We start from the raw sequence: 26,109 nt of genomic DNA, 5'->3' as shown, positions 1-26,109 counted from the left end.
ATTTTCGATGTTGTCTGTGGTGCTGCGGTACTGGGCGGGTTTGCGTCCCGCCCTATGCCTTGCGCCGTCGCTTACGCGGAGCGCAGGGCCCTGTCACTCATGGAGCGGGATCCCCGTCCAACGGCCAAGGTGCCGGACTGCACGATTTCGCGGATGCCGAATGGCTCAAGCACTGAGAGCAGTGCCGTGAGCTTCTCGGGGTGGCCCGTTGCCTCAATGACCACCGACTCTGTGGAGACGTCGACCACTGAAGCGCGGAACAGGTCTGCGGCCTGGGTGACCTGCAGGCGTGTTGCGGCATCCGCACGTACCTTGACCAGGATGTGGTCGCGCTGTACGGAAGATTCGGAGGTGAGCTCGACGATCTTGATCACGTTGACCAGCTTGTTCAGCTGCTTCGTGACCTGTTCGATCAGCTCTCCATCGGCGTCGACCACGACGGTCATCCGGGACATGCCCGGGACCTCGGTGGGGCCGACGGCCAGAGAATTGATGTTGAAGGCCCGGCGGGCGAAGAGGCTGGCGACGCGGGTCAGCACACCGGGCTTGTCTTCGACCAGAACGGACAATGTGTGGCGGGTCATGTTCAGTCCTCCTCTTCCCATTCCGGGGTCATGTTGCGGGCAACCTGGATCTGGTCGTTGCTGACTCCGGCGGGGACCATCGGCCATACCATCGAGTTCGGGCTCACGACGAAGTCGATGACCACCGGGCGGTCATTGATTTCCAGTGCCTTCTGGATGGTGGCGTCGATGTCCTCGTCGCGTTCGCACCGGAAGGCAGCGCAGCCGTAGGCATCCGCCAGCTTGACGAAGTCCGGGATGCGGACGGTGTCGTGCCCAGTGTTGAGGTCGGTGTTGGAGTAGCGGCCCTCGTAGAACAGGGTCTGCCACTGCCGGACCATGCCCAGCGAAGAGTTGTTGATGACGGCGACCTTGATGGGGATCTTGTTGATCGCGCAGGTCGCCAGTTCCTGGTTGGTCATCTGGAAGCAGCCGTCGCCGTCGATCGCCCAGACCACGCGGTCCGGTTCGCCCACCTTGGCGCCCATGGCCGCCGGCACGGCGTAGCCCATGGTGCCGGCGCCGCCGGAGTTGAGCCAGGCGTGCGGGCGTTCGTACTTGATGAACTGCGAAGCCCACATCTGGTGCTGTCCGACGCCGGCGACGTAAATGCCCTCGGGTCCGGTCAGGGCGCCGATGCGTTCGATGACGCGCTGCGGGGCGCTGAGCCCGTCCTCGGGTTCGGTCCAGCCGAGCGGGTAGGTTTCCTTGAGGTTGTTCAGGAACGCCCACCAGGTGGTCAGATCCGGGGTGCCGAAGGCCTCGAACTGCAGGCGCAGGGCCTCGGTCAGCTCGGGGATGATCTCCTTGACCGAGCCAACGATCGGGACGTCGGCCGTGCGGTTCTTGGAGATTTCCGCCGGGTCGATGTCCGCGTGGATGACCTTGGCATTCGGGGCAAAGGACTTCAGGATGCCGGTCACGCGGTCATCGAACCGGGCGCCGAGGGTGATCAGCAGGTCGGACTGCTGCAGGGCGGTCACGGCGGAAACGGTGCCGTGCATGCCCGGCATGCCCGCGTGCTGCGGGTGCGAGTCCGGGAACACGCCCCGGGCCATCAGGGTGGTCACCACGGGGGCACCGGTCAGTTCGGCCAGTTCAAGCAGTTCGGCCGAGGCGTGGGCCTTGACCACTCCGCCGCCGACGTATAGCACGGGCTTGCTGGCGGCGGAAATGAGCCGGGCGGCCTCGCGGACCTGCTTGCTGTGGCCGCGCACCACCGGCCGGTAGCCCGGGAGGTCGACCTTCGGCGGCCAGGAGAACGTCATCTGGCCCTGCTGGGCATCCTTGGCGACGTCAACAAGGACCGGACCCGGGCGTCCGGTGGAGGCCAGGTGGAAGGCCTCGGCCATCACGTGCGGGATGTCGTTGGGGTCGGTGACCAGGAACGAGTGCTTCGTGATCGGCATGGTGATCCCGACGATGTCCGCTTCCTGGAATGCGTCGGTGCCGATCACCCCGCTGGAGACCTGGCCGGTAATGGCCACAATCGGCACAGAGTCCATGTGGGCATCCATGATGGCGGTGACGAGGTTGGTGGCACCCGGGCCCGAGGTGGCGATGCAGACGCCAACCCGTCCGGTGACCATGGCGTAGCCTTGCGCGGCGTGGCCGGCTCCCTGTTCATGACGGACCAGAACGTGGTTCATTTTGGAGGCCATCAAGGGGTCGTAGGTGGGCAGGATCGCGCCACCGGGCAAACCGAAAATGTCCTGGACGCCGAGTTCTTCGAGCGAGCGGACGATTGCTTGCGAACCGGTCATAACGGTCGGGGGTACGACGTTGTTCGGTCCGAGGACAGGAGAGACGGCAGCAGTGTCGACGCCGGCGTCAGCCGGACGATCGACGCGTTCCGGAGCTTTGTGGGCTCCAGTGGACTTGGTGGCCATCAGCGAGGGGCTGATCGGCGATCCTTTGCTCATCGGACTCTTCCTTTGTGGATCTTCGGTGATCGTGGAACTTCTTTGGTTTTGCTGGTGCTGCGTGGTGCATGGTGCATGGTGCTGCGGGAAATAAAAAAACCCCTCAGCCGGAGGGCTCTTCGAGGGGTTGCGCGTGACGGTTCGTTACCGTGAGGCTATTGAGCCACGCGCTTGGTAAGTACGACGACGATGCCGGCGGTAACGATCTCGATCATGCGTTCAGTTTTCCCTCTGAGTAAGACACGTGTCAACGAGTCCGGCCGCTGTCTCACTATTTGGACGACGCTGTCCACGGATTGGTCCTCGTAGTTCCCGATATCCGGACGCCGCGCACGGCGTGCTTAATTCGGCTTCCTTAATAAGGGGAACGGCGGGGGCCCGGAGTGGACGGCGGTCAGCGCCGTCCACTCCGGATGGGCATCAGCCGCAGTACGCGCCGGTGGAGGCGCTGTGCACGAGCTTGGCGTACTTGGCCAGCACGCCCTTGGTGAACTTGGCCGGGAGCGGCTCCCAGCCGATCTTGCGGGACTCGAGCTCGGCGTCCTCGACCAGGAGGTCGAAGGTGCGGGCCGCGATGTCCACGCGGATCCGGTCCCCGTCCTTGACGAACGCGATGGGGCCGCCGTCGACCGCTTCCGGCGCGACGTGGCCGATGCACAAGCCGGTGGTTCCGCCGGAGAATCGTCCGTCGGTCAGCAGCAGGACATCCTTGCCCAGGCCGGCGCCCTTGATGGCGCCGGTGATGGCGAGCATCTCGCGCATGCCGGGACCGCCCTTGGGCCCTTCGTAGCGGATCACCACGACGTCGCCCTTGTGGATCTGGCCGTTGTCCAGTGCGTCCAGGGCGCCCTGCTCGCGCTCGAAGACGCGGGCCGTTCCCTCGAAGACGTCGGCGTCGAAGCCGGCGCTCTTGACGACGGCGCCTTCCGGAGCCATCGAACCGTGCAGGATGGTGATGCCGCCGGTCTTGTGGATCGGGTTGTCGAGGGCACGCAGGATCTTGCCGTCCAGGTCCGGCGGGTTGATTGCCGCGAGGTTCTCGGCCACCGTCTTGCCGGTGACGGTGAGGCAGTCGCCGTGCAGCAGCCCGGCGTCGAGCAGTGCACGCATGATGACGGGCACGCCGCCGATCTTGTCGACGTCGGTCATGACGTAGCGGCCGAACGGCTTCAGGTCGCCGAGGTGCGGGATCCTGTCGCCAATCCGGTTGAAGTCATCGAGCGTCAGCTCAACTTCGGCTTCGCGGGCGATGGCGAGCAGGTGCAGCACCGCGTTGGTGGAGCCACCGAAGGCCATGGTCACGGCGATGGCGTTCTCGAACGCCTTCTTGGTCATGATGTCGCGGGCAGTGATGCCCAGGCGCAGGAGGTTGACCACTGCTTCGCCGGACTTGCGGGCGAATTCGTCGCGGCGGCGGTCTGCCGACGGCGGGGCTGCCGAGCCGGGCAGGGACATGCCTAGCGCCTCGCCGATGCAGGCCATGGTGTTGGCGGTGTACATGCCGCCGCAGGCGCCTTCGCCGGGGCAGATGGCCTTTTCGATGCGGGTCAGGTCCTCGAGGCTCATCTTGCCGGCGGCGCACGCACCGACGGCTTCGAAGGCGTCGATGAGGGTGACTTCCTTTTCGGAGCCGTCCTCAAGCTTGACCCAGCCGGGCATGATGGAGCCGGCGTAGAGGAACACGCTGGCGAGGTCCAGGCGGGCCGCTGCCATCAGCATGCCGGGCAGGGACTTGTCGCAGCCGGCCAGCAGCACGGAGCCGTCGATCCGCTCGGCCTGCATGACCGTTTCGACCGAGTCGGCAATGACTTCGCGGGACACCAGGGAGAAGTGCATGCCCTCGTGGCCCATGGAGATGCCGTCGGAGACGGAGATGGTGCCGAATTGCATGGGGAACCCGCCGCCGGCGTGCACGCCTTCTTTGGCGCCCTGGGCGAGCCGGTTCAGCGAAAGGTTGCAGGGAGTGATCTCGTTCCACGAGCTCGCGACGCCGATCTGCGGCTTTGCGAAGTCGTCATCGCCCATGCCGACCGCCCGGAACATGCCGCGCGCGGGGGCGGCGTGGATTCCATCGGTAACGACCCGGCTGCGGGGTTTGATGTCCGGCTTGGTGTCTGTTGCTTTTTGGGTGTCCTGACTCATGGCTCAAAGTCTAGGGCTCCGCTGCAGAGGCCAACGACCCGGCAGGGGAGCGTTAAGCGGAAAACCGGGAATATTTCGATCAAATAGTGGACTCTCGTCTCACATCATGAACTCGGGGGCCCGTTTGGTTCAGGCCTGGTGAGCCGCGTCACGCCGTTCCGGGGCTTCGGCGACACCCTGGGCTTCGGCCCTGAGCATCGCCAGGACCTGCTGGATGGTGGTCCGGGCCGCGACGTCGGGACGGGCCAGCGCAACGATGCTGCGGCTCGCCTTCACGCCTTCGAGCGGTCGCAGGACGAACCCCCGGTCCTGGTTGCTGACCGCTGTGTACCGCGGCAGCAGGCTCAGCCCGTGCCCGGCGCTGACCAGGGCTTCCAGCACCCGCAGATCGGGGAACTGCTGGGCCCGGAGCGCCTGCGAGTCGGCCCGCACCTCGATCTGGCGCAGCACCGTGTCGAAGGGAAAGCCCTCGGGAACTCCCATCCACGGGAAGCCGACGACGTCCTCGGCGCACAGTGTGGGCTTGCCGGCCAAGGCGTGCCCGGCCGGCAACGCCACATCCAGCGGCTCGTCCAGCAGCGGCACCACCGTCAGGCCCTGGCCGCCGAAGACTTCCGGACCGTCCACGCTGTGCGCCACCACGATGTCGTAGTCAGCGGTCAGCCCGGCGAACCCGGCAACGCCCGGATCCTCGAAATGCGCTTCGAACCGCAGTCCCTCGACGGCCTTGACCCGGTGGAGCATGCCGGGAAGGAACATCTCCGCGGCGCTGGGAAAGAAAGCCGCCACCACCCGCGTCTGCCAGCCGCGCCGGTACGTGTCGATGGTTGCCTCGGCCCGCGCCATGGCCGTCGACACGTCGGCGGCGGCTCCGGCCATGGCCAGCCCCGCCTCGGTGAGCCGCACTCCCCTGCCGGACTTCTCCACCAGGACTACGCCCAGTTCTTCCTGCAGGGTCTTGAGCTGCTGCGACACAGCCGACGGCGTGACCTTCATGGCCTCGGCAGTGGCGCCGACGGTGCCGCGGTCTGAGAGTTCGCGCAGAATCTGCAGTCGCTTGAAATCCATGAGGCGAGGCTACACGCCGGGGCAAAGTCGATTGCTGGACAGCCGGGTTGGTTGCTGGACAGCCGGCTTCGCCCGGACGTAACGTCAAGCATCGGCACCCATGCCTCATGGACTGAATCTGGACTGAATACGGATTGAATACAGACTGAATACGGACTGAAAGGCTCTGCTATGGACTGGATCGTCTGGCTCGTCGTCATCATCGTGGTGGTCGCCGTGGTTTGGTGGCTGTTGAACCGCAATAAGAGCCGTGCGGGCGCAGACTCCGGATCCGCCGCAGGCACCGGTGCCGCTTCCGGCACTGCGGCCAGCCCGACGGCGGCGGCCGGTTCTGCAGCCGTGGCTGGTTCGACGGCGGCTGCCGGTTCCGCGGCGGCCATGGCAGCGCCCGCTGCGGCGCAGGCGCCCGGGCCTGAGGTGGCCCCGGAAGCAGCCGTGACGGGCCCATCCGCCCCGGCGACGGCGAGTGAGCCGACCGCCGAACCAGCCACGGAAGCGGCCGGAACCCCGGAGAATGCCGAGTGGGAGACCCAGTGGTCCGAGACGGCGCCGCCGTCGGATGCGCATGCCGCCCCGGCCCATGTCGATCCGACCCGCGGCGCACACGTTGCGGCGGGGGCCGAACCCGGCGCGGTCGCGGAACCTGCGCCCGCGGAGGGCCTTCCCGTCCACCATCCCGAATACACCGAGCCGCACGCGCCGACCCTGCCGGGGGCAGAATCGGCAGCCGCGGAACCGGCCGAAGACGAGGACGCGGGCACTGGCCCTGGAACGGCCGAGGCCTCGGCCAGCCACATGGCCGAGCCCACCGGCCACCTTGCCACTGAGCAGCCCTACGGCGAGGGGTCAGCGGCTCCGGCGGCTGATGGAAGTGGTCCGGAAGGCTTCACTGTCAAGGGCAACGCATCGTCGATGATCTACCACGAGGAGACCAGCCCGTCGTATGAGGAAACCCGGGCAGAGGTGTGGTTCCTCTCGGCGGCGCACGCCGAAGCAGCCGGGTTTCGGCCGCCGCGCCGGACTCGGCAGTAGCTGCCGGTCCGGGCCGGCGTCCGGTCCCGAGGCGCTCCGCAGTTTGGTTGCGCTCCCCAGCCTCCAGGTGAGGGCAACGGCCCGGGTGACTGCCCTGGTCGTTGCCCTGCTTTTCCTCGGTGCCTGTACTGGCGGCGGCTCCTCCCCGCCCGTGGTTCAGCCAGGAGACCGCACCGCGACCGCCACAGCGGGGGCAGCGGGCGAGCCCAAGGTTGCGGGCCGGATTGACGGCCTGCACGTGCCGTGGTCCACGGTCTACCTTCCCGACGGCACCGCGGTCATCTCCGAGCGCGACACCGCACTGCTGCGGACCGTCGTCGGCGGTGAGCTGGGAACGCTTGGCCAGGTGCCCGGCGTCGTACCCGGCGGAGAAGGCGGCCTCCTGGGCCTTGCCCTTTCGCCAAACTTTGCCGCGGACCGGTACCTCTACGCCTACTTCACCGCGGCGGCGGACAACAGGATCGCCCGCATGCGGCTGGAGGAACGCGGCGGCCGGCTGGAACTCGGTGCCCAGGAGACAATTTTCACCGGCATTCCGAAGGCCGGCACGCACAACGGCGGACGGATCCGCTTTGGACCGGACGGCTTCCTGTATGTGGGAACGGGCGACTCCCAGCGCCGCGAGCAGCCGCAGGACACCAGGGCGCTCGGCGGGAAGATCCTCCGCCTCACAGCCGACGGCCGGGCGGCGCCGGGAAACCCGTTTGGCGATAACCCGGTCTACAGCCTTGGCCACCGGAACGTCCAAGGACTTGCCTGGGACAGCGCCGGCCGGCTCTGGGCCAGCGAATTCGGCCCCGACGTCAACGACGAGCTCAACCTGATTGTGCCCGGCGGCAACTACGGCTGGCCGGAAGTAACGGGCGCCCCGCACCGTTCCGGCTTCCTGGACGCCAAGGTGGTGTGGCCGTCGACGGCGGATTCGTCACCGAGCGGCCTCGAAATTGTCGGCAGCACTGCCTACCTGGGTGCCCTGCGCGGTCAAAGACTGTGGGTTGTTCCCCTCCGGGGCGAATTCGCCGATGAACCTGTGAGCTATTTCACGCGAAAGTATGGCCGGGTCCGGAACGTTTCACTCGCCCCTGACGGCCGGCTGTGGCTCCTCAGCAATAACCAAAACCCTGATTTCGCGCTGATTTTGGACCTTCCCGGCTAGCCGCACCCACTCCGCGCCGCTCGATTTCACACGACAGCCAAACTCGTGTAGAGTTTCATGTCGTTGCGGAGAACAACGCGGGAAATAAAAAGCCCACGGTGAACGAAAACAACAGATGCACCTCTAGCTCAACTGGCAGAGCAATTGACTCTTAATCAATGGGTTCCGGGTTCGAGTCCCGGGGGGTGCACCACAGAAAAACCCCGTCTTTACCAGCCTAACGGCCGGTAAAGGCGGGGTTTTTGTTTTGCCATGATCCCCGTCGCGTTCGTCGTCACTTTTATTTGTTTGGGCGGTTGTTCGTGCCCGACGCCGGTAACGACTCGGTCAGTTAGCATCGTCTCGTGGCTGAGTGAGCCCGTCGCCGCCTCAGGGCCCCGCACCTGGCGTCCGGTGAGCGTTTCAGACTGGCGCACACATCCACTGAGAACTTATGCCGAATGAAAGATGTCTCCGTGAAGAAGCTCCTCCCTCGCTCCGTCGCACTCGGCGCTGTCGTCTTGGCCGTTGCCGGGTGTTCAGCCGCCACCCCTGGCCCTGGCACAGCCGTTCCGACTCCGAGCGCGAGCTCATCCGCTGCTGCGGCTCCGACCACCGGCTGGGAGCTGAACACCAAGGGCGGGGCCGAGCGGATCAAGGCAGCCGGCCTGCCGGTCCTCAACATGGAAGGGGCCGCCGAGCACTTCCATGCCCATCTGGACGTTTTCGTGGACGGCAGGCCCGTCGCTGTCCCGGCGAACATCGGTTTCAGTTTCTCCGCGACCGGCCAGCCCGACGGCATCTCCGCGCTGCACACCCACGACGAGTCAGGCATCATCCACATTGAGGCGCCGGTCGTCGGCGACACGTACACGCTTGGCCAGCTTCTGACCGAATGGGGCGTCCTGGACGGCGCCGAGAAGCCGGGGACCGCGCATTCAGGCGCTTCGGACTGGTCCGTCGTCGTGAACGGAGCGAAGCAGGACGGGCCGGTCCGGGACGTTGTGCTGAAAGCCCATGACGAAGTCGTCCTGCTCCATGGGACGGCACCGGACCCGCTGCCCACCGCCTTCAATTTCCCGGCCGGCGTCTAAGCAGGCCGGCCCACACCAGGGGCGCCTATTTGTTGATCGGCTTGTCTTGTTGATCGGCTTGTCTTGTTGATCGGCTTGTCCAGGGCGAGGCTTATGGTCTGGCCCGGGGCCGACTCCCCGGAGGGCAGGTCGGTGAAGTCGTACCAGATGCCGGTGAGCGGGCGGTTCGCGGATCTCGGGTCCGGTGTTTTGAACCGGAACGCTACCTGGCCCTCGGTGTCCCCGGGCGCGGTCGTGTAGGTGAGAGGAATCCCGTTGGTGTCTGCCGGGTAGTCGCTCGGGCGCCGTCAGCCTCGGCCGCAGTCAACCACACCCCGGCCAGCGCGTAACGCAACCGTTTAGTTCACGCTGTGCGGCCCGCCATGCTGCACACTGAATCCGGGCCGGCCGAGGCGGGCGGTCCGGTCCGGTTGCGCGACCAACCTGCAGCACGCCAGGCCATCACATCGGGGGGAATCATGAGCAACGAGTACCACCTCGCCGACGGCTCGCCACGGTACGGTTCACGCAACACAGTGCCCGACGCCGAGGCAACACCGACGCCCCGGCTCAAGCATGCGGCCAGGGTCGAAGAAACTGCCGAAGCTGCGGCACGCCTGGGCCTGGACGACTTGGCGGCGGCCATCGACCGCCGGCTCGCCAGTTCCTGGGCGGACGGCCCCGACTCACTCGTGTCCGGGCTCCGGAAGGACCACCCGGAGGAGCTGAACGCGGCCCGCGCCCTGGTCAAGCTTCACTGGGGTTCCCAGCGTCAATGGCGGCTGAAGGCGCAGGTGGTGCGCGACAAGCAGCTCGCCGGCACCATGGCACGGCGCCGGGCCTCCGGGAGCGCCAGGGAGATCCTCATGCTGCGCCTGGTCCTGATGGGAGCCCTGATCGCGCTGCCGTCCTACATCGTGGCCACCGATCGTGAAAACCTGCTGAAGCTTGTCCTGGTCGGCGTCGTCTGCATCGCCGTGGCTCTAGCTGGCGGGCACTTCATCACCGTCCACGCCAGAGTGCCGGTCATGCCGAACATTCGTAGCGCCTGGCCGGCCGAGCTCCGCGAAGATGTCATCGACGCAACATTGGTGGCCATCTTGCAGAACAAGGGCGTCGACCTCGAGCTGCAGGCTTCCGCCGCCGGCGTCCGCGGTTGGCTGAGTATACAGGCAGCCTCCCGTGCGGTAGCTCAGCTCCGCGCCTGAATGGTCGGGGCCGCGCTCATCCAGGCGTCGTTACTGGTTTCCAGCTAACTAAGGAAGCCCCAGCGAGAGGCGCGCCTTCCGGGCTCCGCCTGATTGCCTACGCATGATAGGGGTATGACCGAAAAATCCCTGCGCGTCCTTTACTCGATCGGCCTGGGCATCATCATCGTGCTCTTCGTTGGCCTCGGCATTGCCACCTTCTATCCGGCGCCGGAGCTGTCCTCCATGGTTGATCTCGACTCCGCAGCACGGCAGGCAGCCATCGATGCCCATCAGTCCGCGGTGCACGACTACAACCGCAATGTGACCATCGCGGCGCTCGCCTCGGCTCTCCTGATCCTCGGGGCCAGCATCTGGACGGAGTCGAGGAAGCCTTTGTTCGCCGGCGGGTTCCTCGTGGGCGGCCTGCTGACCCTCATTTACGGACTGATGCGCGGCCTGACGTCCGGGGTGACGGCAGTGGCGTTCTTCTCCGTCGCCGTGGGCCTCATCGTGGTGGTCTACCTCGGGCACCAGCGCTTCTTCTCCGCGCGGGCCGTCGAAGCCCGCGCCAAGGCGCGGGAGGAGGACAGGAAGGCCGCCTTCGCCCGGATGCCCATGCCCATGCAGCCGTCGCCTTACGCCCCGGTACAGCAGCCCCAGGGACCGGCTCCGTTCCCTTACGCCCAGAGCCAGCCGTACCCCACGCAGCACGCCCAGCCGGGGCAACAGCAAGGGCAGGCTTACCCGCCGCAGCAGGGGCAGTATCCCCAGCAGGGTCAGTACCCGCCCCAGGCACCGCCAGTGCAGCCACCGTACCCGGCGCCGGGAGAGCCCGGACAGCGCTGACGCCCAACGCCATTCGAGGCCCGGCGACCACCGTGGTGGCCGGGCCTCTGCCGTTCTATTTTGTTGGCGAAAAGGAGCCTCACCGGGCTGAGATTCCCTGCCTGCCGGCGGTGGAACCATACGATGGTGTGGATGAACTCCATCCGGAAGGCCTCATACACATCCGCCTTGGCTCTGGTGCTCGCGGCATCGCCGCTCGTCCTGGCGTTGCCCGCAGTGGCTGATCCTTGTGGGCCGGCGGGCCTCCTCCCGGTGAAATTCTGCCAACCTTCACCGACGCCGAGCCCGCCGCACGCCTTCCCTGCGCCCGTTTCCCCTGCGCCCAGCCCAAAGGGTCCCGGCAGTGCCGCGCCGTCACCTTCGGGGGCCCCGCCGCCTCCGGCGCCGTCCCAAGCGCCGTCACAGACACCGTCCGCCGGGCGACCCACGGAGGTACCCGCGACGCCGACCTCCGGTCCCGATGATCCGACGGCGGGCGAAGGCAACACTGCCCAACCGGCAACGAAGTCTGCCCCGGCTACTGCCACGGCCACCGCAGCGGCGGGGACGTCCGCGTCCCCGTCCCAGGACGCCGGGCAGGGCCCGGACCCCTCAGCAGAGCAGCCGCTGGACGCCGCCGGCCCGGGTGGCCCCGGACCAAAAGGGCAGATCGGCGTCGCCGGACCCTTGCTGGCGCTAAGTGGCCTCCTGATCGGGCTCTCCGCCGCGATCGGCCTCCGCCGGCCGGCCCGGCCGTGAAACGGCCGCCGAACCTCACATTTCACTGTGTGGTTCGGCGGCCGTTCGAGTCACATCGTGTCTTTAGACCTTCTCGCGGGGCCGGTCAACTACTGTCTCCGGCTCTTCGACTGTGAACTCCTTGCTGCGGCGCGGGAAGTCCCAGAACCTGGATTCCTTTGCCTCCACCCGGGGCTCCGGGCGTTCCTCAGTATCCCGCGCGGCATCCTTCCTGGTATCCCGCCGGAAATCCCTGTTGTACGGGTAGCACATCATTGACCTCCTTGATGGTGTGGCCCTTTAATCGTCCTCCCGATGCGGTGGCGCGTCGATACTCCGGGGCTGGCCTTTTCCGCGTGAGCGGCCTTTCACCAGTTGCCCCAGCCGCTCCCATGTACTCTCTGTCCTAGATGTACGCCTAGAACCGAAGAGTGCGTTGAATGAGCGAACGCGCCGCGCCGCAAAGGATGAACAGCCATGACCGTCCCGCCCAATGCCTCATCCCCAGGCCCCGGCTGGTATCAAGACCCCGCAGGCTCCGGCCGGCTTCGGTGGTGGAATGGGGCGGCGTGGACGGAACAGTTCAGCGCACCCCAGTTCCAGGCGATGCCGCCCCAGCGCCTGGTGGCACCGCGGAGGCGCATCAGTGACAGGACACCGGTCTACAACGCGTACATCTGGACCATGGTGGCCCTTCCGCTCGTGTCGCTCGTTTTGTTCATGTTCTGGAACCCGGTGTTCCGGCTGCGCACCGTGGGCCCGCGTCAGATCCAGACGCTCGATCCGGCGTCGATCTTCACACCGGCGTACTTCCTCCTGGTGTCCATGGGCTTTGTCATCTATGGCGTGTCCGCACTCCTGGCGTATCTGGACTGGGACAGGCTGCGCAAGGACGGCGTGATCCGGCCGTTCCACTGGGCGTGGGTATTCCTCAGTCTTGCGCTCTACGTGATTGGCCGCTCCGTGATCGTCCACGAGGTGGCCCCGCGGCGCGGGCTCGCCCCGGTGTGGGCCATGATCGGCGTCACCCTGCTCACCGTGGTGCTCACCGGCCTCAAGATGTCCGCCATCGTGGCCACACTGGCGAACCAGGCCGCGACAATCTAAGCGCGGCAGCCTCAGCAGCGGGGCTAGTTCAGCGGGGCAGTTAGTTCAGCGGGGCAGTCTCGGCGGCGACGCCTGGCTCGGCAGCCTGGGCAGGGTCCGCGGCAGTGACGATGGCCTTGGCCTCCACGGAGGCGGACCTGTTTGCCAGCACCCTGACCACGGTCTGGAGCTCCTGCCGCAGAACGTCGGGGTCAATGGGCGTCGCGGCGAGCACTGAGCGTTCCATGTCGGCGGCCGCGGTAACGGCCTGGCGTCCTTGGTCAGTCAGCGACACCACATGGCTGCGCCTGTCAGAGGCGCTGCGCTGCCGCGAAATGTGGCCGTGCGCTTCCAGACGACTCAACGTCTTGCCCATGGTCTGGGCCTGGACCCGCACGAGTTGGGCCAATTGGGCTTGCGTCATCGGCCCATTCGCCGAGAGCACCTCCATGGCGATCACCCCGGCATGGGTTAGGCCAATGGCCCCCAATTTTTCGTTCCAGGAGTGTTCTACGAGACGTGCTGCCGTGGACAATAGGCGGCCCGTGGGCCAGCGATCCATATCAGGCATACCCAAGAGTATAGCGAGCAGCGGATTCGTCGTGGGCCGATCGCCTCACTACGCTGGATAGTCAGACCGTATCGCGCCCACCCCATCAAGGAGACCCCCGTGCCTGAGCGACTCATCGCCGGTGCCACAGCACCGGATTTCACCCTCAAGAATGCCGAAGGACAGGACGTCAGCCTGCGCGATTTCCGGGGCCGGAAGACCGTGGTCTACTTCTACCCGGCGGCCTCCACGCCCGGCTGCACCAAGCAGGCCTGCGATTTCCGGGATTCCCTCGCCTCGCTGCAGACCGCCGGTTATGACGTGGTCGGCATCTCCCCCGACCCGGTCGGGAAGCTTGCCGCGTTCGCGGCCGCCGAAGGCCTGACCTTCCCGCTGCTCTCGGACGAAGACCACTCGGTCGCCGAGGCGTATGCGGCCTGGGGCGAGAAGAAGAACTACGGCAAGACCTACCAGGGCCTCATCCGCTCCACGATCGTCGTCGACGGGGACGGCCGTGTCGCCGTCGCGCAGTACAACGTCCGGGCCACCGGGCACGTCGCCAAACTCCGCCGGGACCTGAAGCTCGACGCCTGATTTCCCGCCGTGCGTCGTACCGGCAAACCGTGCGGTAATAGGTACAATGGAGCCTGGCGTCAGCCGCCGGGGTTCCATCCCCGGACGACGACGGCGCCGCGCGCGAGTGGTGAAATTGGCAGACACGCAGGATTTAGGTTCCTGTGCCTTCGGGCGTGGGGGTTCAAGTCCCCCCTTGCGCACACACAGAGAGAACCCCGGTCTTCGGACCGGGGTTCTCGTGTTTTCCAGCGGTTTCCAGGGATTCATCGGGGTTCAAAAAGAATTTCAATTCCCCACCCATCCGCTTCCTCCGAGCAGCCGAATACCCATTGAGACACCAACCAAGGGTCGGTGCCCAACAGTCGGGAAAGGGCCACAGCGGCAATGTTCGCCGCAGGCAACAATCGGCACAATAAAGGAGAAACCAAAATGCAGAACATCAAGCGCACCACGTTCGCCGTCGCAGGTATCGCAGCTGCCGCCATGCTCGGCCTCACCGCCTGTGGCGGTTCCTCCGCTTCTTCGGCACCGTCTTCTGCGGCACCGTCCGCCGCGCCGTCGGAATCCAGCATGGCACCGTCCCCGTCCACGAGCGCCTCCGCCGCAGCCATGGATCCGGCCGCCAACCTGGTCGGCCCCGGCTGCGCAGCCTACGCGGCCCAGGTTCCGACCGGTGCCGGCTCCGTCTCGGGCATGGCCCTTGACCCGGTGGCCACCGCCGCGTCCAACAACCCGATCCTCACCACGCTGACCGCCGCCGTGTCCGGCAAGCTCAACCCCAAGGTCAACCTGGTGGACACGCTCAACGGCAGCGAATTCACCGTTTTCGCCCCGACGGATGACGCCTTCAAGAAGATCGACCCGGCCACGATCGAGGCCCTGAAGACGGACGACGCCACGCTGAGCAAGATCCTGACCTACCACGTGGTCCCGGGCAAGATCTCCCCGGACCAGATCGTCGGCACCCACAAGACCGTTGAAGGCGGTTCGGTGACGGTTACCGGCACCAAGGATGCCCTCAAGGTCGATGACGCCAACGTTGTCTGCGGCGGCGTCCAGACCGCCAACGCCACTGTCTACATGGTGGACTCCGTCCTGATGCCCAAGTAAGCAGCCTCAAGCACTCCTGACCCGGCTCCAGCGTGACTCCCTGGACCACTAGGAGAGGCGACGGCCCGCACCAGCAGGTGCGGGCCGTCGCTTTTTGGCGTTCATCTGCTGCGTGTGCCGGTGCGCCACGAAAGCTGGCGGACTCCGCTGTCAACTAGACTGGGGCTGTTCCGCAGCCGGCGGCCCATCCAGTTCCCCAGAGGTGATTCTCGAGTGCCCAGCAGTACAGTGCCCAGCAGGACAATGCGGCGGATCGCCGCCAGCATCGGGGCCGCACTCCTTGTGCTGCCGCTTGCGTCCTGCACGGGCACCCTCGGCCCGGCACCCAGCTCCGCGAGCCCCACGCCCACGCCCAGCTCGGCACCCACCGCCACCTTCACGTTCGGCACCGGCTCGGATCCTCTGGGCCTCGATCCCGCCCTGGTCTCGGACGTCGAGTCCTACCGCGTCACCCGCCAGGTGCTGGAGGGCCTTGTGGGCGTCGACCAGACCACCGGCCAGCCCACGCCGTTGTTGGCCACAGAATGGTCCCAGAACGATGAGGGCCGAACCTACGCGTTCAAGTTGCGCGAGAACGTCACGTTCCAGGATGGGACGCCGTTCGATGCCGCCGCGGTCTGCACCAACTTCAACCGCTGGTTCAATTTCTCTCCCGCGCTCCGCCAGAAGGCCAGCGGCACCACGTTCAAGGGCGTGTTCAAGGCCCATGCGGACCAGGCGCCGCTGTCCATCTATAAGGGCTGCACCGCTGTGGCCCCGGACAATGTACGGATCGCCCTCACCCAGCCCTTCACAGGATTTCTCCAGGCCCTCACGCTCCCTGCCTTCGCGATCTCTTCGCCCAAGGCCCTTGCAGCGCAGCACGCGGACGTCCTGGACCAGAGCCGCGGCGGCCAGCCGGTGTCCGCCTACGGCCTCCACCCCGTGGGCACCGGACCGTACGTCTTCGACTCCTGGGACCCGGGCAGCGTCACCCTGTCCAGCAACAAGGACTACTGGGGGGACAAGGGGCAGATCGGCACCATCAAGTTCGTGACCTACGATCACCCGCAGACCCGGATGCAGGCGCTGCTGGACGGCAAGATCGACGCCTACGACGCCGTCACCGTGGGCAACTTCGACCAGCTGGTCAAGAGCGGGAAGCAGATCATCCAGCGGGACCCGTTCTCCGTCATGTACCTGGGCATGAACCAGGAAGTCCCCATCCTGCAGAACCTCAAGGTGCGCCAGGCGATCGAGATGGCGCTGGACAAGGACACCCTGATCCGCCGCTTCTTCATCGACAACACAGCCCAGGCGTCCCAGTTTGTCCCGCCCAAGCTCAGCGGCTTCAACAACAACGCCGCAGCGCTCGGCTACAACCCGGACAAGGCCAAGGAACTCCTGGCCGAGGCCGGCTACAAGGGCGAGGAGCTGAAGTTCTACTATCCGCTCAACGTCACCCGGCCCTACCTGCCCACGCCGGAAAAGGTGTACGCCGAAATCAGCCGGCAACTGACCGCCGTCGGGCTCAACATCAAGCCGGTCCCGGTGGACTGGGCCGACGGCTACTTGCAGAAGGTCACCTCCCCGGGTGACCACGCCCTGCACCTGCTCGGCTGGAACGGCTCGTATTCGGACCCTGACAACTTCGTGGGCCCGCTCTTCGGCGAGAACACCGGCGAATTCGGCTACCAGGATCCCCAGGTCTTCTCCAAGATCGCCCGGGCCCGGGGATTGCCGGACGGCAAGGACCGCACTTCGGAATACCAGACCATCAATGCCCAGATCGCGGCCACGGTGCCGGCCGTTCCGATCGCGTACCCGATCTCCGCTCTGGCGCTCTCAGACAGAGTCCTGAAGTACCCTGCGTCGCCGGTGCTTAATGAAGTTTTCACAAAGGTCGAGCTAAAGCCTTGACGCCCGGGGCCAATTTCAGTTAGTGGGCGGTGCGGGATATTCTGTGACAGCCAGAGCCGCTGCTATCGGAGACTGATTGTGACTTTCATTTCCAAGACCCAACATGCCGACGTCGTCCTGATTGGCGGCGGCATCATGAGTGCCACTCTCGGTGCTTTCATCAAGCAGCTTGAGCCGAACTGGACCATCTCCCTGTTCGAGAAGCTCGACGAGCCGGGACTGGAAAGCTCCGGCCCCTGGAACAACGCCGGCACCGGCCACGCCGCACTGTGTGAGCTTAATTACTCCCCCGCAGCCAAAGACGGCTCGGTGGACCCCAGCAAGGCCCTGAACATCAATGAGCAGTTCCAGCTCTCCCGCCAGTTCTGGTCCCACCTGGTCTCGAATTCCCTGATCGGCTCCCCCAAGGGCTTCATCAACACGGTTCCGCACATGAGCTTCGTGATCGGCGAGGACCACACCAAGTTCCTCCGCACCCGCTACGAGGCACTCAAGCCGAACCCGCTGTTCCGCTCGATGGAGTACTCCGAGGACCACGCCCAGATCGCCAAGTGGGCTCCGCTGATCGTCAAGGGCCGCGACCCCAAGCAGCGCGTAGCGGCAACCCGCGCCGCCGAGGGCACCGACGTCGACTTCGGCGCCCTGACCCGGGAGCTGACCACCTACCTGGGCAACAACGGCGTGGAGATCAACTACGGTCACAAAGTCAGCGACATCAAGCGCGCGTCCGACGGCGGCTGGGACCTGTCGCTCAAGCACGCCGAAAGCGGCGAGCACGGCTCCATCCACGCGAAGTTCGTGTTTGTCGGCGCCGGCGGCGGCGCCCTGCACCTCCTCCAGGCCTCCGGCATCCCGGAAAGCAAGGGCTATGGCGGCTTCCCGGTCTCCGGCCAGTTCTTCCGCTGCACCGACGAGAGCCTCGCGGCCCAGCACAGCGCAAAGGTCTACGGCCAGGCATCAGTCGGCGCCCCGCCCATGTCCGTGCCGCACCTGGACACGCGCTACGTCAACGGCAAGCGCTCCCTGCTGTTCGGCCCCTACGCCGGGTTCTCCACGAACTTCCTCAAGAACGGCTCCTACCTGGACCTGCCGCTGTCCATCCGCCCCTCCAACATCATCCCGATGCTGGCCGTGGCCAAGGACAACATGGACCTCACCGCCTACCTCGTCAAGGAAGTCGCCAAGCGCCACAGCGACAAGGTCGAGGCCCTGCGGGAGTACTACCCCGAGGCCAAGGACGGCGACTGGGAGCTCATCACCGCCGGCCAGCGGGTCCAGATCATCAAGAAGGACCCGAAGAAGGGCGGCGTGCTGCAGTTCGGCACCGAGGTCATCGCCGGACGCGACGGCAGCATCGGCGCCCTCCTCGGCGCGTCCCCGGGCGCGTCCACGGCCGTGCCGATCATGATCGAACTGCTCCAGAAGTCCTTCCCCAAGAACTTCAAGGGCTGGCAGTCCAAGCTCAAGGACATGATGCCCGGTTACGGCATCAAGCTCAACGACAACCCTGAGCTCGCCGCGCAGCTGGAGGCCGAGACGGCCAAGACGCTGCAACTCGAACAGGTCTCCGCCCGCAACTAAGCCCGGAGCGGAGCGGCGGCTGGTTTACACTGCTGGTCTGGGACCGGCTGCAACTCTTTGACGTCCCTGCGCTTTGATGTCCTGCTGTGCAGTATGTCGCCGACCCACCAGGAGACCATGAGATGTTCCGGCTCGCAAAGCTGTCCCTCGCCAACCGGGCCCTGATCGCGCTGATCACGGTGTTCGCGTCGGTGTTCGGCGTGATCACGATGTCCTCGCTGAAGCAGGAGCTCATCCCGTCCATCGAGTTCCCGCAGATCACCGTCATCTCCTCGATGCCCGGCGCGTCGCCGGAAGTCGTCGACAAGCAGATCAGCGCCCCGCTGGAAACGGCGCTCAACGGCGTCGAGGGCCTGGAGTCGACGTCGTCGACCTCGCGGAACGGCGTCTCCCAGATCACCCTGGCGTTCACGTACGGCACCAACCTGGACCGCGCGCGGAACCAGATCGACCGTGCCATCTCCAACGCCAAGCAGGCCCTGCCGAAGGACGTCCAGCCGCAGGCGATCGCCGGGAGCATCAGTGACTTCCCGATCGTGTTCCTGGCCGTGTCCTCGGACAAGCCGCTCAGCGAACTGAACGCCGACCTCGCCCGGCTCAGTGTCCCCCGGCTGCAGAAGCTCGACGGCGTGAGGGGCGCCGACGTCACCGGCGGCGCCACCCAGCACATCCGGATCCTGCCGCGGGCAGGGGACCTGGCGGCGTCGGGCGCGAATCTCCAGTCCATCAGTGACGCGCTGAAGAACAACGGTGCGCTGGTTCCGGCCGGCACCATCGAGGAACAGGGCAAGACCCTCTCGCTGCAGATCGGCAGCCCGGTGGATTCCCTCGACGCCATCAAGGCCCTCCCCCTGGGCTCGGCCCGCGATGCGGCGACGATCGGCAGCGTGGCCGACGTCAGCCTGGTCGAGGACGCCCGCACCTCCATCACGCGCACGAACGGCAAGGAAACCCTCGCCCTGTCCGTGACCAAGAAGCCCGACGGCGACACGGTGGCGATCTCGCACGCGGTCAAGGACGCCATCCCACAGCTCGAGGCCCAGCTGGGCTCCAACGCCAAGTTCACCCCGGTCTTCGACCAGGCCCCGTTCATAGAGAAATCGATCAAGGACCTCACCACCGAGGGCCTGCTGGGCCTGGGCTTCGCCGTCGCCGTGATCCTGGTGTTCCTCATGTCCGTGCGCTCCACCCTGGTCACGGCCGTGTCCATCCCGCTGTCCCTGCTGATCACGTTCATCGGGCTCTCGGCCACCGGCTACTCGCTCAACATCCTGACCCTTGGCGCGCTCACCATCGCGATCGGCCGCGTGGTGGACGACTCGATCGTGGTCATCGAAAACATCAAACGGCACCTGAGCTACGGCGAAACCAAGATCACGGCGATCCTGACCTCCGTCCGCGAAGTGGCCGGAGCCATCACCGCATCCACACTGACCACGGTGGCCGTCTTCCTGCCGATCGCCTTCGTCGGCGATCTGGCCGGCGAGCTGTTCCGGCCGTTCGCCCTCACTGTCACCATCGCCCTGCTCTCCTCCCTGCTGGTCTCGCTGACGATCGTGCCGGTGCTGGCGTACTGGTTCCTGCGCACGCCCACTGCCGGTTCCGCCGGTTCCGCCGCTGATTCCGCCCGCATTGCTGCCAAGGCGCATGAGGCCGAGCAGCGCACGCTCCTGCAGCGCGGGTACCTGCCCGTCCTCTCCGGAACCCAGCGGCACCCCGTCCTCACGCTGATCGCCGCGGCACTGGTGCTCGGCGGAACCGTGGCGATGTCCCCGCTGCTCGCCACCGACCTGCTGGGCCGCTCCGGCGAGAACAGCATGACCGTCAAGCAGGCCCTGCCGGCGGGCACCAGCCTGTCCGAGGCCAGCGCCTCAGCCATCCGGGTCGAGGACGTCCTGCGGGGCATCGACGGGATCAAGGACGTCCAGTCCACCACCGGCAACGCCCAGACCGGTTTCTCGGCCCTGCTCTCCAGCGGCGCGTCGAACTCGACGTTCACGGTGGTGACGGACGAAAAAGCCAACCAGGGCAAACTCCAGGACACCGTCCGCAGCGAGCTCGCCCAGCTCGGCGACGCCGGCAAGATCACCGTCGGGTCCCAGCAGGGCGGCTTCGGCACGTCCTCGACCGTGGACATCACCCTCAAGGCGGCCACCACTGCTGACCTCCGGGCCGCGAGTGACGCCATGGTCAAGGCCATGGACGGGGTTCCGGGCAGCGGCGAAGTGGCCACCAACCTGGCCGCCAGCCAGCCGGTGGTCCAGGTCAAGGTGGACCGGGCCAAGGCCGTCGCGGCCGGCCTGAACGAAGAGCGCGTGGCCGGGGTCCTGGCCGCCACCATCAGCCCGATCCCGGCCGGGACAGTCCGCATCGACACCAACGACTTCCCGGTCCGGATCGGCGACGGCACCCGGTTCACGAGCATCGACGCCGTCCGCGCGATCCCGCTCCCGACGGCGGCCGGCACAGTGCCGCTGGGCAGCATCGCTTCCGTGGAACAGGTGGACGTCCCGATCTCCATCACCGCCAGCAACGGCCAGCGGACCGCACGGGTCTCGGTGACGCCGTCGGGCGCCAACCTCGGAGCGGTCAGCACCGAGGTGCAGAACCGCCTCAAGTCGGTCCAGCTGCCGCCGGGGGTCACCGCCACGATCGGAGGCGCCACGACGCAGCAGGCCGATTCGTTCCGGCAATTGGGGCTCGCGCTGCTGGCCGCCGTCGCGATCGTCTACGTGATCATGGTGGCTGCGTTCAAGTCCCTTGTACAGCCGCTGATCCTGCTGGTCTCCGTCCCGTTCGCCGCGACCGGGGCCATCGCCTTGCTCGTGGTGACCGGGGTGCCGCTGGGACTGCCGTCACTGATCGGCATGCTGATGCTCGTTGGCATCGTGGTGACCAACGCGATTGTGCTGATCGACCTCATCAACCAGTACCGCCAGCCCCGCAACGGGGAGCCCGGGATGGCCGTGGCGGACGCGATTACGCACGGCGCCCGGCAGCGCCTCCGCCCGATCCTCATGACGGCCCTGGCCACGGTGTTCGCGCTGACGCCAATGGCACTGGGCCTGACCGGCGGCGGCGGTTTCATCTCCCAACCCCTGGCGATCGTGGTGATCGGCGGCCTGATCTCCTCCACGGCCCTCACTCTGATCCTGGTGCCGGTGCTGTACCGGCTCGTGGAAGGACGGCGTGAGCGCAAGGCCCTGCAGAAGTCGCTGCCCCGCGGCCGCCATTCCGCGCCGGCGGCCGCGGCCGAGGACTTCCCGGACGACTTCCCCGAAGACGCTCCCCTGCCAACCGGGTCGCACTAGCGACTCCGGGGCTGGGTCCGGCCCGGTCAGTGCGTGGTGGTCCGCACTGACCGGTGTGACCCGTGGGCCACCCTTGGCAGCCTCATGAACCCACCCTGCGTGGCGACGGTGTTCCTGTGGCGTGGCCCGCTGATGGTCCCGGCCCCGCGTGGCTCCGGCATGGCGGGGATCATCACCTCGCGGGCCGGGTTGCCGGTATAGCTTGCATTTTCCGGGACGTCTTCGCCCTTCATGAGCAGGGCGTCGGCCCCCAGGGCTGCGCCGTCCTGCATCGTCACGCCGTAGTTGATCCAGGCATCCACGCCAACGGTGCAGCGGTTGCCGAGACGGATGCGGTCCGACTTGAAGGCGCCGTCCTCCATAGAGTGGCCCTGAATGGTTGATCCTTCATTCAAGGCGCAGTCATCACCGATCGCCACGAGTGTTTTCTCCGGCATGTTGGCGCCGGCATCGTAGAGCCGCCTGCCAACCTTGACACCCAGCATCCGCCAGATCAGGGGCTTGAAGGGTGTTCCGTTGAAGCCCGGCATGGCAAGCAGCTTCCATAGCCGTTCGTGCCGCCAGAAGTAGCGGTCGTAGATCGAGCAGTACTGCGGCTTCAGGTGGCGGAAGCCCATGACCGAGCGCTCCACGACCACCAAAATCAGTACACGGAACACCAGCATGGCGAGCATCATGGCCGCGATGGCGAACACACCGAGTACGCTGAAGGCGGACACGGCAAGGGCGCCGCAGAGCGTGGCAACAAACAGCAGGAACCAGCGCACGGCCAGGAACAGCACCATGCTCAGGATGTTGTGCCGGTTCTTTGCCGGGAGGGCCCTGTTCTTGGCCTCCTCCATCTTCTTTTCATCGAACTGGCCATCACGCTGGACAGACCTGGGAATCTCGAACGGCGGCGACCCGAGCAGGCCCACGTCCGTCCGGACCGGGCCGTCGATAGGGATCATCACTTTCGTGGCCAACAGGCAGTTGTCCCCGACGCGGGATCCGATCGGAACGGTGATGGCGTTGCCGAGGAAGTTGTGGCCGGCGATTCGGACCTGTGAGAGGCGGAACGACGTACTGGTGAAGTCGGCGTTCATCATGTTGAGGCCGTCAGCGACCATCGTTCCTGTCCCCACCGAGCTCAGGTACGGCGACTCGTGGGCCAGGGTGGGTCCGAAGTTTGACCCGGTCTGTTCCACTTTGCCGAGCTTGTACCCCAGCGCCCGGAGGTAGTGCACGATGTAGGAGCTGTCGCCAAAGACGTCCTTGTACAGCCGGACGTTGGACATTCGGGAGACCATCCGCTGGATGGTGAAGTGCACGCCGTACAGCGGATAGACCTTTTCCGGCTTGAGGAAGCGGTTGAGCAGCCGGGGGATGGTGAAGACGATGATCAAGCCGGTGACCAGCCCGACCACGTACAGCACCAGCGTCACGCCGAGCACGTCGAGGAAGAAGTTCGGATTGCCCAGCTGCAGGTGCCCGCTGCTCAGGTAGGTCGGCAGGAGCGCCGCCAGCGCGAGGACGGCGGCGGGAACCACCAGGACGAGCCGGTTGAACAACTGGAGCAGGCTGAAAATGACTCTGCGGCGCGTACTGCACTTCGCGGCCGGGACCCGCAGGTAGTCGGTATTGGTGCGCGCCGCCGGCGAGCCGTGCCAGATTTGTCCATCTGGTACGGCCTGCGAGGTCTGCAACGACGAGCTGTGTCCGAGCTGGGTGTCGTTTCCCATCGAGGTACCGATGTCCAGGGTGGTTTTCTCCGACACCAGGACATTCTTGCCCAGCGTCACTGGTCCGGTCTCAATCACACCCGAGGATGCCCGGTAGCAGAGGAATGAGGAGTTTTTCTGGATGACGGTGTTGTCGCCGACCGTAAACAGGTCCGGGCAGGCCGGCACCTTCCGGGAGAGGATCACGACGCCCTTGCCGATCTTTGCCCCGAGGAGCCGCAGGTACAGCACATAGAGCGGCGAGCCGACGAACAGCACCATGGGATTAGCGCGCGTCAGGGTCTTCACAGCCCAGAACCGCAGATAGCCCGGACTCCAGATTCGGATCTGTACCGGCTTCCACCGCCCCACCAGAACCCACTTGGCGAGGATCGGTGTCACGGACAGGATGAGGAAAGTGGCGGCGCCGAACCCGATGGACCGCAACCACATGTCAAACAGGTTGCTCCCTCCGGCCGTCCATTGGTAGCCGATGAGCAGCAGGCCGGCCGCATACGTGGTGTACCCCAGAAAAATCAGCAGCTGCACTACCCCGCACATGACGTACTGGAACGTGCTCGGCGGCCGCACCGGTTGAGTAGCCGCCGGACCGGCCGGGGTCGTCGTCTGGGCCAGTGCCGATTCAAGTTGCCTGGTCTGGAGTGCCTGGAGATACGCGGCGAGCTGGCGGACGGTGGGGTTTTCGTAGATGTCCTGCATCGCCGCCGGCGGCAGGTCCGTGTCCTTTCGGACGCGGGCGCAAAAGTGTGCCATTAGTAGTGAGTCCGCGCCCAGGTCGTTGAAAAAGTGCGCATCGACGGACACCTTCTCGAGCCCCAGCACTGTCCCGAGCTGGCCGGCCAGGGCTTCCTCGGCGGCGTTTGCCGGGGCGGTGTAGGACCCGGCGGCCGCCAGGCTGAGCCTGCGCGCGGGCCGGGGCAGCAACTTCCGGTCCACTTTGCCGCTGGGCATCATGGGAATGGCGTCCATCTCTTCGAAGTAGGCAGGGACCATGTAGCCGGGCAACCTGGTCCGCAGCATCCGGTGGAGGTCCTGGGCATCGATGCTCTCGATGTCCTGGCGGAGGGTGTAATACGCGGCCAGTTCCACCACTCCCGGCTCGGGCTCGAAGGTCTGAACAACCCCCTGCGCGATGCCGGGAAGCTGCAGGAGGCAGGATTCGATTTCAGTCAGCTCGATCCGGTACCCGCGGATCTTGACCTGGGTGTCGATCCGGCCGAAGTACTCGAGTTCCCCGCGGTCATTGATCCTGCCAAGGTCCCCGGTGCGGTAGATCCGCCCGGAGGGATTATTGACGATACCGAGGAAATCCGGGACAAAGGCCCGTTCCGTCAGGTCCTGCCGGTTCACGTAGCCCCGTGCCAGGCCCACTCCGGCAAGGCCTATTTCCCCGGATTCGCCGTGGGGCAGCGCGCGGCACCCATCCGGGTCGAGGATGACCGCCGAATACGTCGGAAGCGGCACACCCAGTGAGACGGGTCCGTCGGGATCAAGCAGGGCCCAGGTGGCGGTAACCGTCGCCTCAGTCGGCCCGTAGACGTTCAGGAAGCGGCGGTCCGGGCGGTGCCAGCGTGTGACCAGATCCTTCGGGCACGCCTCGCCGGAGACCAGCAGGAACCTCAGGCCGGGCAGGTCCTCGTCGATGGTTGCCAGCAGCGTCGGAACACAGCAAAGGGCCGTAATCTTATTTTCGGTGAGGTACTCGGCGAGATCGGCACCAAGGAGGTTGGGCCCCTTTGGCTTGGGCACCAGGGTGGCTCCGGCCATCCAGGAGACCCAGATTTCCTCGACCGAAAAATCGAACGCGATGGTCATGCCCTGGTACACGCGATCCGTGGGCTCGATGCCGTAGTGCGCGGCGGCGACGCGGACGAAGTTGCAGATGCTGGCATGTTCCACGGCCACGCCCTTGGGCCGGCCAGTGGAACCAGAGGTGTAGATGATGTAGGCCAGTTCGTCCGTGGTTCCGCCCATGTCCGCACGGTTCAGCCGCGAGGAGTCCTTGGCGTCGACCTGTTCCTGCACATCATCAAGGCACACGGTGACAGCGGCAACTTCGGGCAGCAGATCCCGCAAATGCGACACAGACAGGATCATCGCCGCATCGGCGTCTTCAACAATGTACTTGAGCCGGTCAGGAGGAAATCCCGGATCCAGGGGAACGTAGGCAGCGTGGATCTTCAACACGGCGAGCATCGCCACGTAGGCCCGCCATGGCTGATCAAACAGCAGTGCGATGCGGTCTCCCGGCCGGGCACCGCACAGCAGCAGGTGCCGCGCGAGCTGATTCGCGCGCTCATCCAGCTGGGCGTACGTCAAGACGATGGCGCCTGCATCGACGGCGACCCGGGCACCGAGCCCCTCGTCCCGCAAGAGGTCGCAGCGATCCTCGAAGAGCTGATCCAGCCGTTCGCCCCGATGCCAGCGGGCGGTTTGATCCGGAGCGGCCGACGTCAGGATTGTTCCCCCCGCCGAGCTGCCGTTCATGGACATTTTGCCGCGCAGCTCCGGGGGGAGGGTGAGGTTGCTGCCCGTCCTCGCGGTTTTGCCCATCGTTTTCGCTCCTTCGCTTGACGTGACGCGCCAT

18 protein-coding genes and 2 tRNA genes are annotated in these 26,109 nt (G+C 66.1%); 13 read left to right on the top strand and 7 right to left on the bottom strand.

Annotated features, from left to right (window positions below):
• Nucleotides 1–71 precede the first annotated feature (71 nt).
• The 4 genes from ilvN to ACFVTM_RS16425 all read right to left on the bottom strand — a co-directional run bounded on the left by ilvN (nt 72) and on the right by ACFVTM_RS16425 (nt 5,695).
• Nucleotides 72–584 carry an acetolactate synthase small subunit gene (gene ilvN, locus ACFVTM_RS16440; RefSeq protein WP_018773531.1) on the bottom strand — a complete coding sequence of 171 codons (513 nt, stop codon included), beginning with the start codon at nt 582–584 and terminating at the stop codon, nt 72–74.
• 2 nt (nt 585–586) lie between these two features.
• Nucleotides 587–2,485: an acetolactate synthase large subunit gene (locus ACFVTM_RS16435; protein WP_390204695.1), complete on the bottom strand. Its 1,899-nt coding sequence runs from the start codon at nt 2,483–2,485 to the stop codon at nt 587–589.
• A 420-nt stretch (nt 2,486–2,905) separates the two neighbouring features.
• Nucleotides 2,906–4,627, bottom strand: coding sequence for a dihydroxy-acid dehydratase (gene ilvD, locus ACFVTM_RS16430; protein ID WP_390204693.1), 1,722 nt, complete (start codon nt 4,625–4,627; stop codon nt 2,906–2,908).
• A gap of 129 nt (nt 4,628–4,756) precedes the next feature.
• The gene (locus ACFVTM_RS16425; RefSeq protein WP_390204692.1) at nt 4,757–5,695 is read right to left on the bottom strand and encodes a LysR family transcriptional regulator; all 939 of its coding nucleotides are present in this window, start codon (nt 5,693–5,695) and stop codon (nt 4,757–4,759) included.
• A 171-nt stretch (nt 5,696–5,866) separates the two neighbouring features.
• Between ACFVTM_RS16425 and ACFVTM_RS16420 the strand changes: the two genes are divergently transcribed.
• From ACFVTM_RS16420 to ACFVTM_RS16395, 6 genes are all read left to right on the top strand, one after another.
• On the top strand, nt 5,867–6,727 hold the full coding sequence (locus ACFVTM_RS16420; protein ID WP_390204690.1) for a hypothetical protein: 861 nt from the start codon (nt 5,867–5,869) through the stop codon (nt 6,725–6,727).
• An 85-nt stretch (nt 6,728–6,812) separates the two neighbouring features.
• A complete protein-coding gene (locus ACFVTM_RS16415) occupies nt 6,813–7,883 on the top strand; it encodes a PQQ-dependent sugar dehydrogenase (protein ID WP_390204689.1) in 1,071 nt (356 codons plus the stop codon).
• A 117-nt stretch (nt 7,884–8,000) separates the two neighbouring features.
• Nucleotides 8,001–8,076: transfer RNA gene (locus ACFVTM_RS16410), tRNA-Lys, on the top strand.
• A 262-nt stretch (nt 8,077–8,338) separates the two neighbouring features.
• On the top strand, nt 8,339–8,956 hold the full coding sequence (locus tag ACFVTM_RS16405; protein WP_390204688.1) for a hypothetical protein: 618 nt from the start codon (nt 8,339–8,341) through the stop codon (nt 8,954–8,956).
• Between the two features lie 458 nt (nt 8,957–9,414).
• A complete protein-coding gene (locus ACFVTM_RS16400) occupies nt 9,415–10,143 on the top strand; it encodes a hypothetical protein (protein WP_390204687.1) in 729 nt (242 codons plus the stop codon).
• Between the two features lie 114 nt (nt 10,144–10,257).
• Nucleotides 10,258–10,971 carry a hypothetical protein gene (locus tag ACFVTM_RS16395; protein ID WP_390204685.1) on the top strand — a complete coding sequence of 238 codons (714 nt, stop codon included), beginning with the start codon at nt 10,258–10,260 and terminating at the stop codon, nt 10,969–10,971.
• A gap of 801 nt (nt 10,972–11,772) precedes the next feature.
• Here the strand turns inward: ACFVTM_RS16395 and ACFVTM_RS16390 are convergent.
• The gene (locus tag ACFVTM_RS16390) at nt 11,773–11,964 is read right to left on the bottom strand and encodes a hypothetical protein (protein ID WP_390204683.1); all 192 of its coding nucleotides are present in this window, start codon (nt 11,962–11,964) and stop codon (nt 11,773–11,775) included.
• Nucleotides 11,965–12,165: 201 nt separating this feature from the next.
• Here ACFVTM_RS16390 and ACFVTM_RS16385 point away from each other — a divergent pair, with 201 nt between their 5' ends.
• Nucleotides 12,166–12,795: a DUF2510 domain-containing protein gene (locus ACFVTM_RS16385; protein ID WP_390204682.1), complete on the top strand. Its 630-nt coding sequence runs from the start codon at nt 12,166–12,168 to the stop codon at nt 12,793–12,795.
• Nucleotides 12,796–12,835: 40 nt separating this feature from the next.
• Here ACFVTM_RS16385 and ACFVTM_RS16380 read toward each other — a convergent pair whose 3' ends face one another.
• Entirely contained in the window at nt 12,836–13,345 is a 510-nt protein-coding gene (locus tag ACFVTM_RS16380; protein WP_390204680.1) for a MarR family winged helix-turn-helix transcriptional regulator, read from the bottom strand.
• 99 nt (nt 13,346–13,444) lie between these two features.
• Here ACFVTM_RS16380 and bcp point away from each other — a divergent pair, with 99 nt between their 5' ends.
• The 6 genes from bcp to ACFVTM_RS16350 all read left to right on the top strand — a co-directional run bounded on the left by bcp (nt 13,445) and on the right by ACFVTM_RS16350 (nt 21,801).
• Nucleotides 13,445–13,918: a thioredoxin-dependent thiol peroxidase gene (gene bcp, locus ACFVTM_RS16375; protein WP_390204678.1), complete on the top strand. Its 474-nt coding sequence runs from the start codon at nt 13,445–13,447 to the stop codon at nt 13,916–13,918.
• Nucleotides 13,919–14,018: 100 nt separating this feature from the next.
• A tRNA-Leu gene (locus ACFVTM_RS16370) sits at nt 14,019–14,100 on the top strand.
• A gap of 229 nt (nt 14,101–14,329) precedes the next feature.
• A complete protein-coding gene (locus tag ACFVTM_RS16365; RefSeq protein WP_390204677.1) occupies nt 14,330–15,010 on the top strand; it encodes a fasciclin domain-containing protein in 681 nt (226 codons plus the stop codon).
• A 243-nt stretch (nt 15,011–15,253) separates the two neighbouring features.
• Entirely contained in the window at nt 15,254–16,909 is a 1,656-nt protein-coding gene (locus ACFVTM_RS16360) for an ABC transporter substrate-binding protein (protein ID WP_390204840.1), read from the top strand.
• Between the two features lie 78 nt (nt 16,910–16,987).
• Nucleotides 16,988–18,490 carry a malate:quinone oxidoreductase gene (locus ACFVTM_RS16355; RefSeq protein WP_390204676.1) on the top strand — a complete coding sequence of 501 codons (1,503 nt, stop codon included), beginning with the start codon at nt 16,988–16,990 and terminating at the stop codon, nt 18,488–18,490.
• Nucleotides 18,491–18,612: 122 nt separating this feature from the next.
• On the top strand, nt 18,613–21,801 hold the full coding sequence (locus tag ACFVTM_RS16350; protein WP_390204674.1) for an efflux RND transporter permease subunit: 3,189 nt from the start codon (nt 18,613–18,615) through the stop codon (nt 21,799–21,801).
• Between the two features lie 26 nt (nt 21,802–21,827).
• Here the strand turns inward: ACFVTM_RS16350 and ACFVTM_RS16345 are convergent, their stop codons facing one another.
• Nucleotides 21,828–26,075, bottom strand: a complete 4,248-nt coding sequence (locus ACFVTM_RS16345; RefSeq protein ID WP_390204672.1) for a Pls/PosA family non-ribosomal peptide synthetase — start codon at nt 26,073–26,075, stop codon at nt 21,828–21,830.
• Between the last annotated feature and the right edge of the window lie 34 nt (nt 26,076–26,109).

This window comes from Arthrobacter sp. NPDC058130, assembly GCF_042884475.1.
Lineage (GTDB): Bacteria > Actinomycetota > Actinomycetes > Actinomycetales > Micrococcaceae > Arthrobacter.
The sequence above is the reverse complement of the archived record's forward strand: the minus strand, read 5'-3'. Positions and strand labels throughout refer to the sequence as shown.

What these genes read in the sequence shown, in the direction of transcription:
- ilvN (WP_018773531.1), bottom strand. Translation starts at nt 584, where the DNA reads ATGACCCGCCACACATTGTCCGTTCTGGTCGAAGACAAGCCCGGTGTG.
- ACFVTM_RS16435 (WP_390204695.1), bottom strand. Translation starts at nt 2,485, where the DNA reads ATGAGCAAAGGATCGCCGATCAGCCCCTCGCTGATGGCCACCAAGTCC.
- ilvD (WP_390204693.1), bottom strand. Translation starts at nt 4,627, where the DNA reads ATGAGTCAGGACACCCAAAAAGCAACAGACACCAAGCCGGACATCAAA.
- ACFVTM_RS16425 (WP_390204692.1), bottom strand. Translation starts at nt 5,695, where the DNA reads ATGGATTTCAAGCGACTGCAGATTCTGCGCGAACTCTCAGACCGCGGC.
- ACFVTM_RS16420 (WP_390204690.1), top strand. Translation starts at nt 5,867, where the DNA reads ATGGACTGGATCGTCTGGCTCGTCGTCATCATCGTGGTGGTCGCCGTG.
- ACFVTM_RS16400 (WP_390204687.1), top strand. Translation starts at nt 9,415, where the DNA reads ATGAGCAACGAGTACCACCTCGCCGACGGCTCGCCACGGTACGGTTCA.
- ACFVTM_RS16395 (WP_390204685.1), top strand. Translation starts at nt 10,258, where the DNA reads ATGACCGAAAAATCCCTGCGCGTCCTTTACTCGATCGGCCTGGGCATC.
- ACFVTM_RS16390 (WP_390204683.1), bottom strand. Translation starts at nt 11,964, where the DNA reads ATGATGTGCTACCCGTACAACAGGGATTTCCGGCGGGATACCAGGAAG.
- ACFVTM_RS16385 (WP_390204682.1), top strand. Translation starts at nt 12,166, where the DNA reads ATGACCGTCCCGCCCAATGCCTCATCCCCAGGCCCCGGCTGGTATCAA.
- ACFVTM_RS16380 (WP_390204680.1), bottom strand. Translation starts at nt 13,345, where the DNA reads ATGCCTGATATGGATCGCTGGCCCACGGGCCGCCTATTGTCCACGGCA.
- ACFVTM_RS16365 (WP_390204677.1), top strand. Translation starts at nt 14,330, where the DNA reads ATGCAGAACATCAAGCGCACCACGTTCGCCGTCGCAGGTATCGCAGCT.
- ACFVTM_RS16360 (WP_390204840.1), top strand. Translation starts at nt 15,254, where the DNA reads ATGCGGCGGATCGCCGCCAGCATCGGGGCCGCACTCCTTGTGCTGCCG.
- ACFVTM_RS16350 (WP_390204674.1), top strand. Translation starts at nt 18,613, where the DNA reads ATGTTCCGGCTCGCAAAGCTGTCCCTCGCCAACCGGGCCCTGATCGCG.
- ACFVTM_RS16345 (WP_390204672.1), bottom strand. Translation starts at nt 26,075, where the DNA reads ATGGGCAAAACCGCGAGGACGGGCAGCAACCTCACCCTCCCCCCGGAG.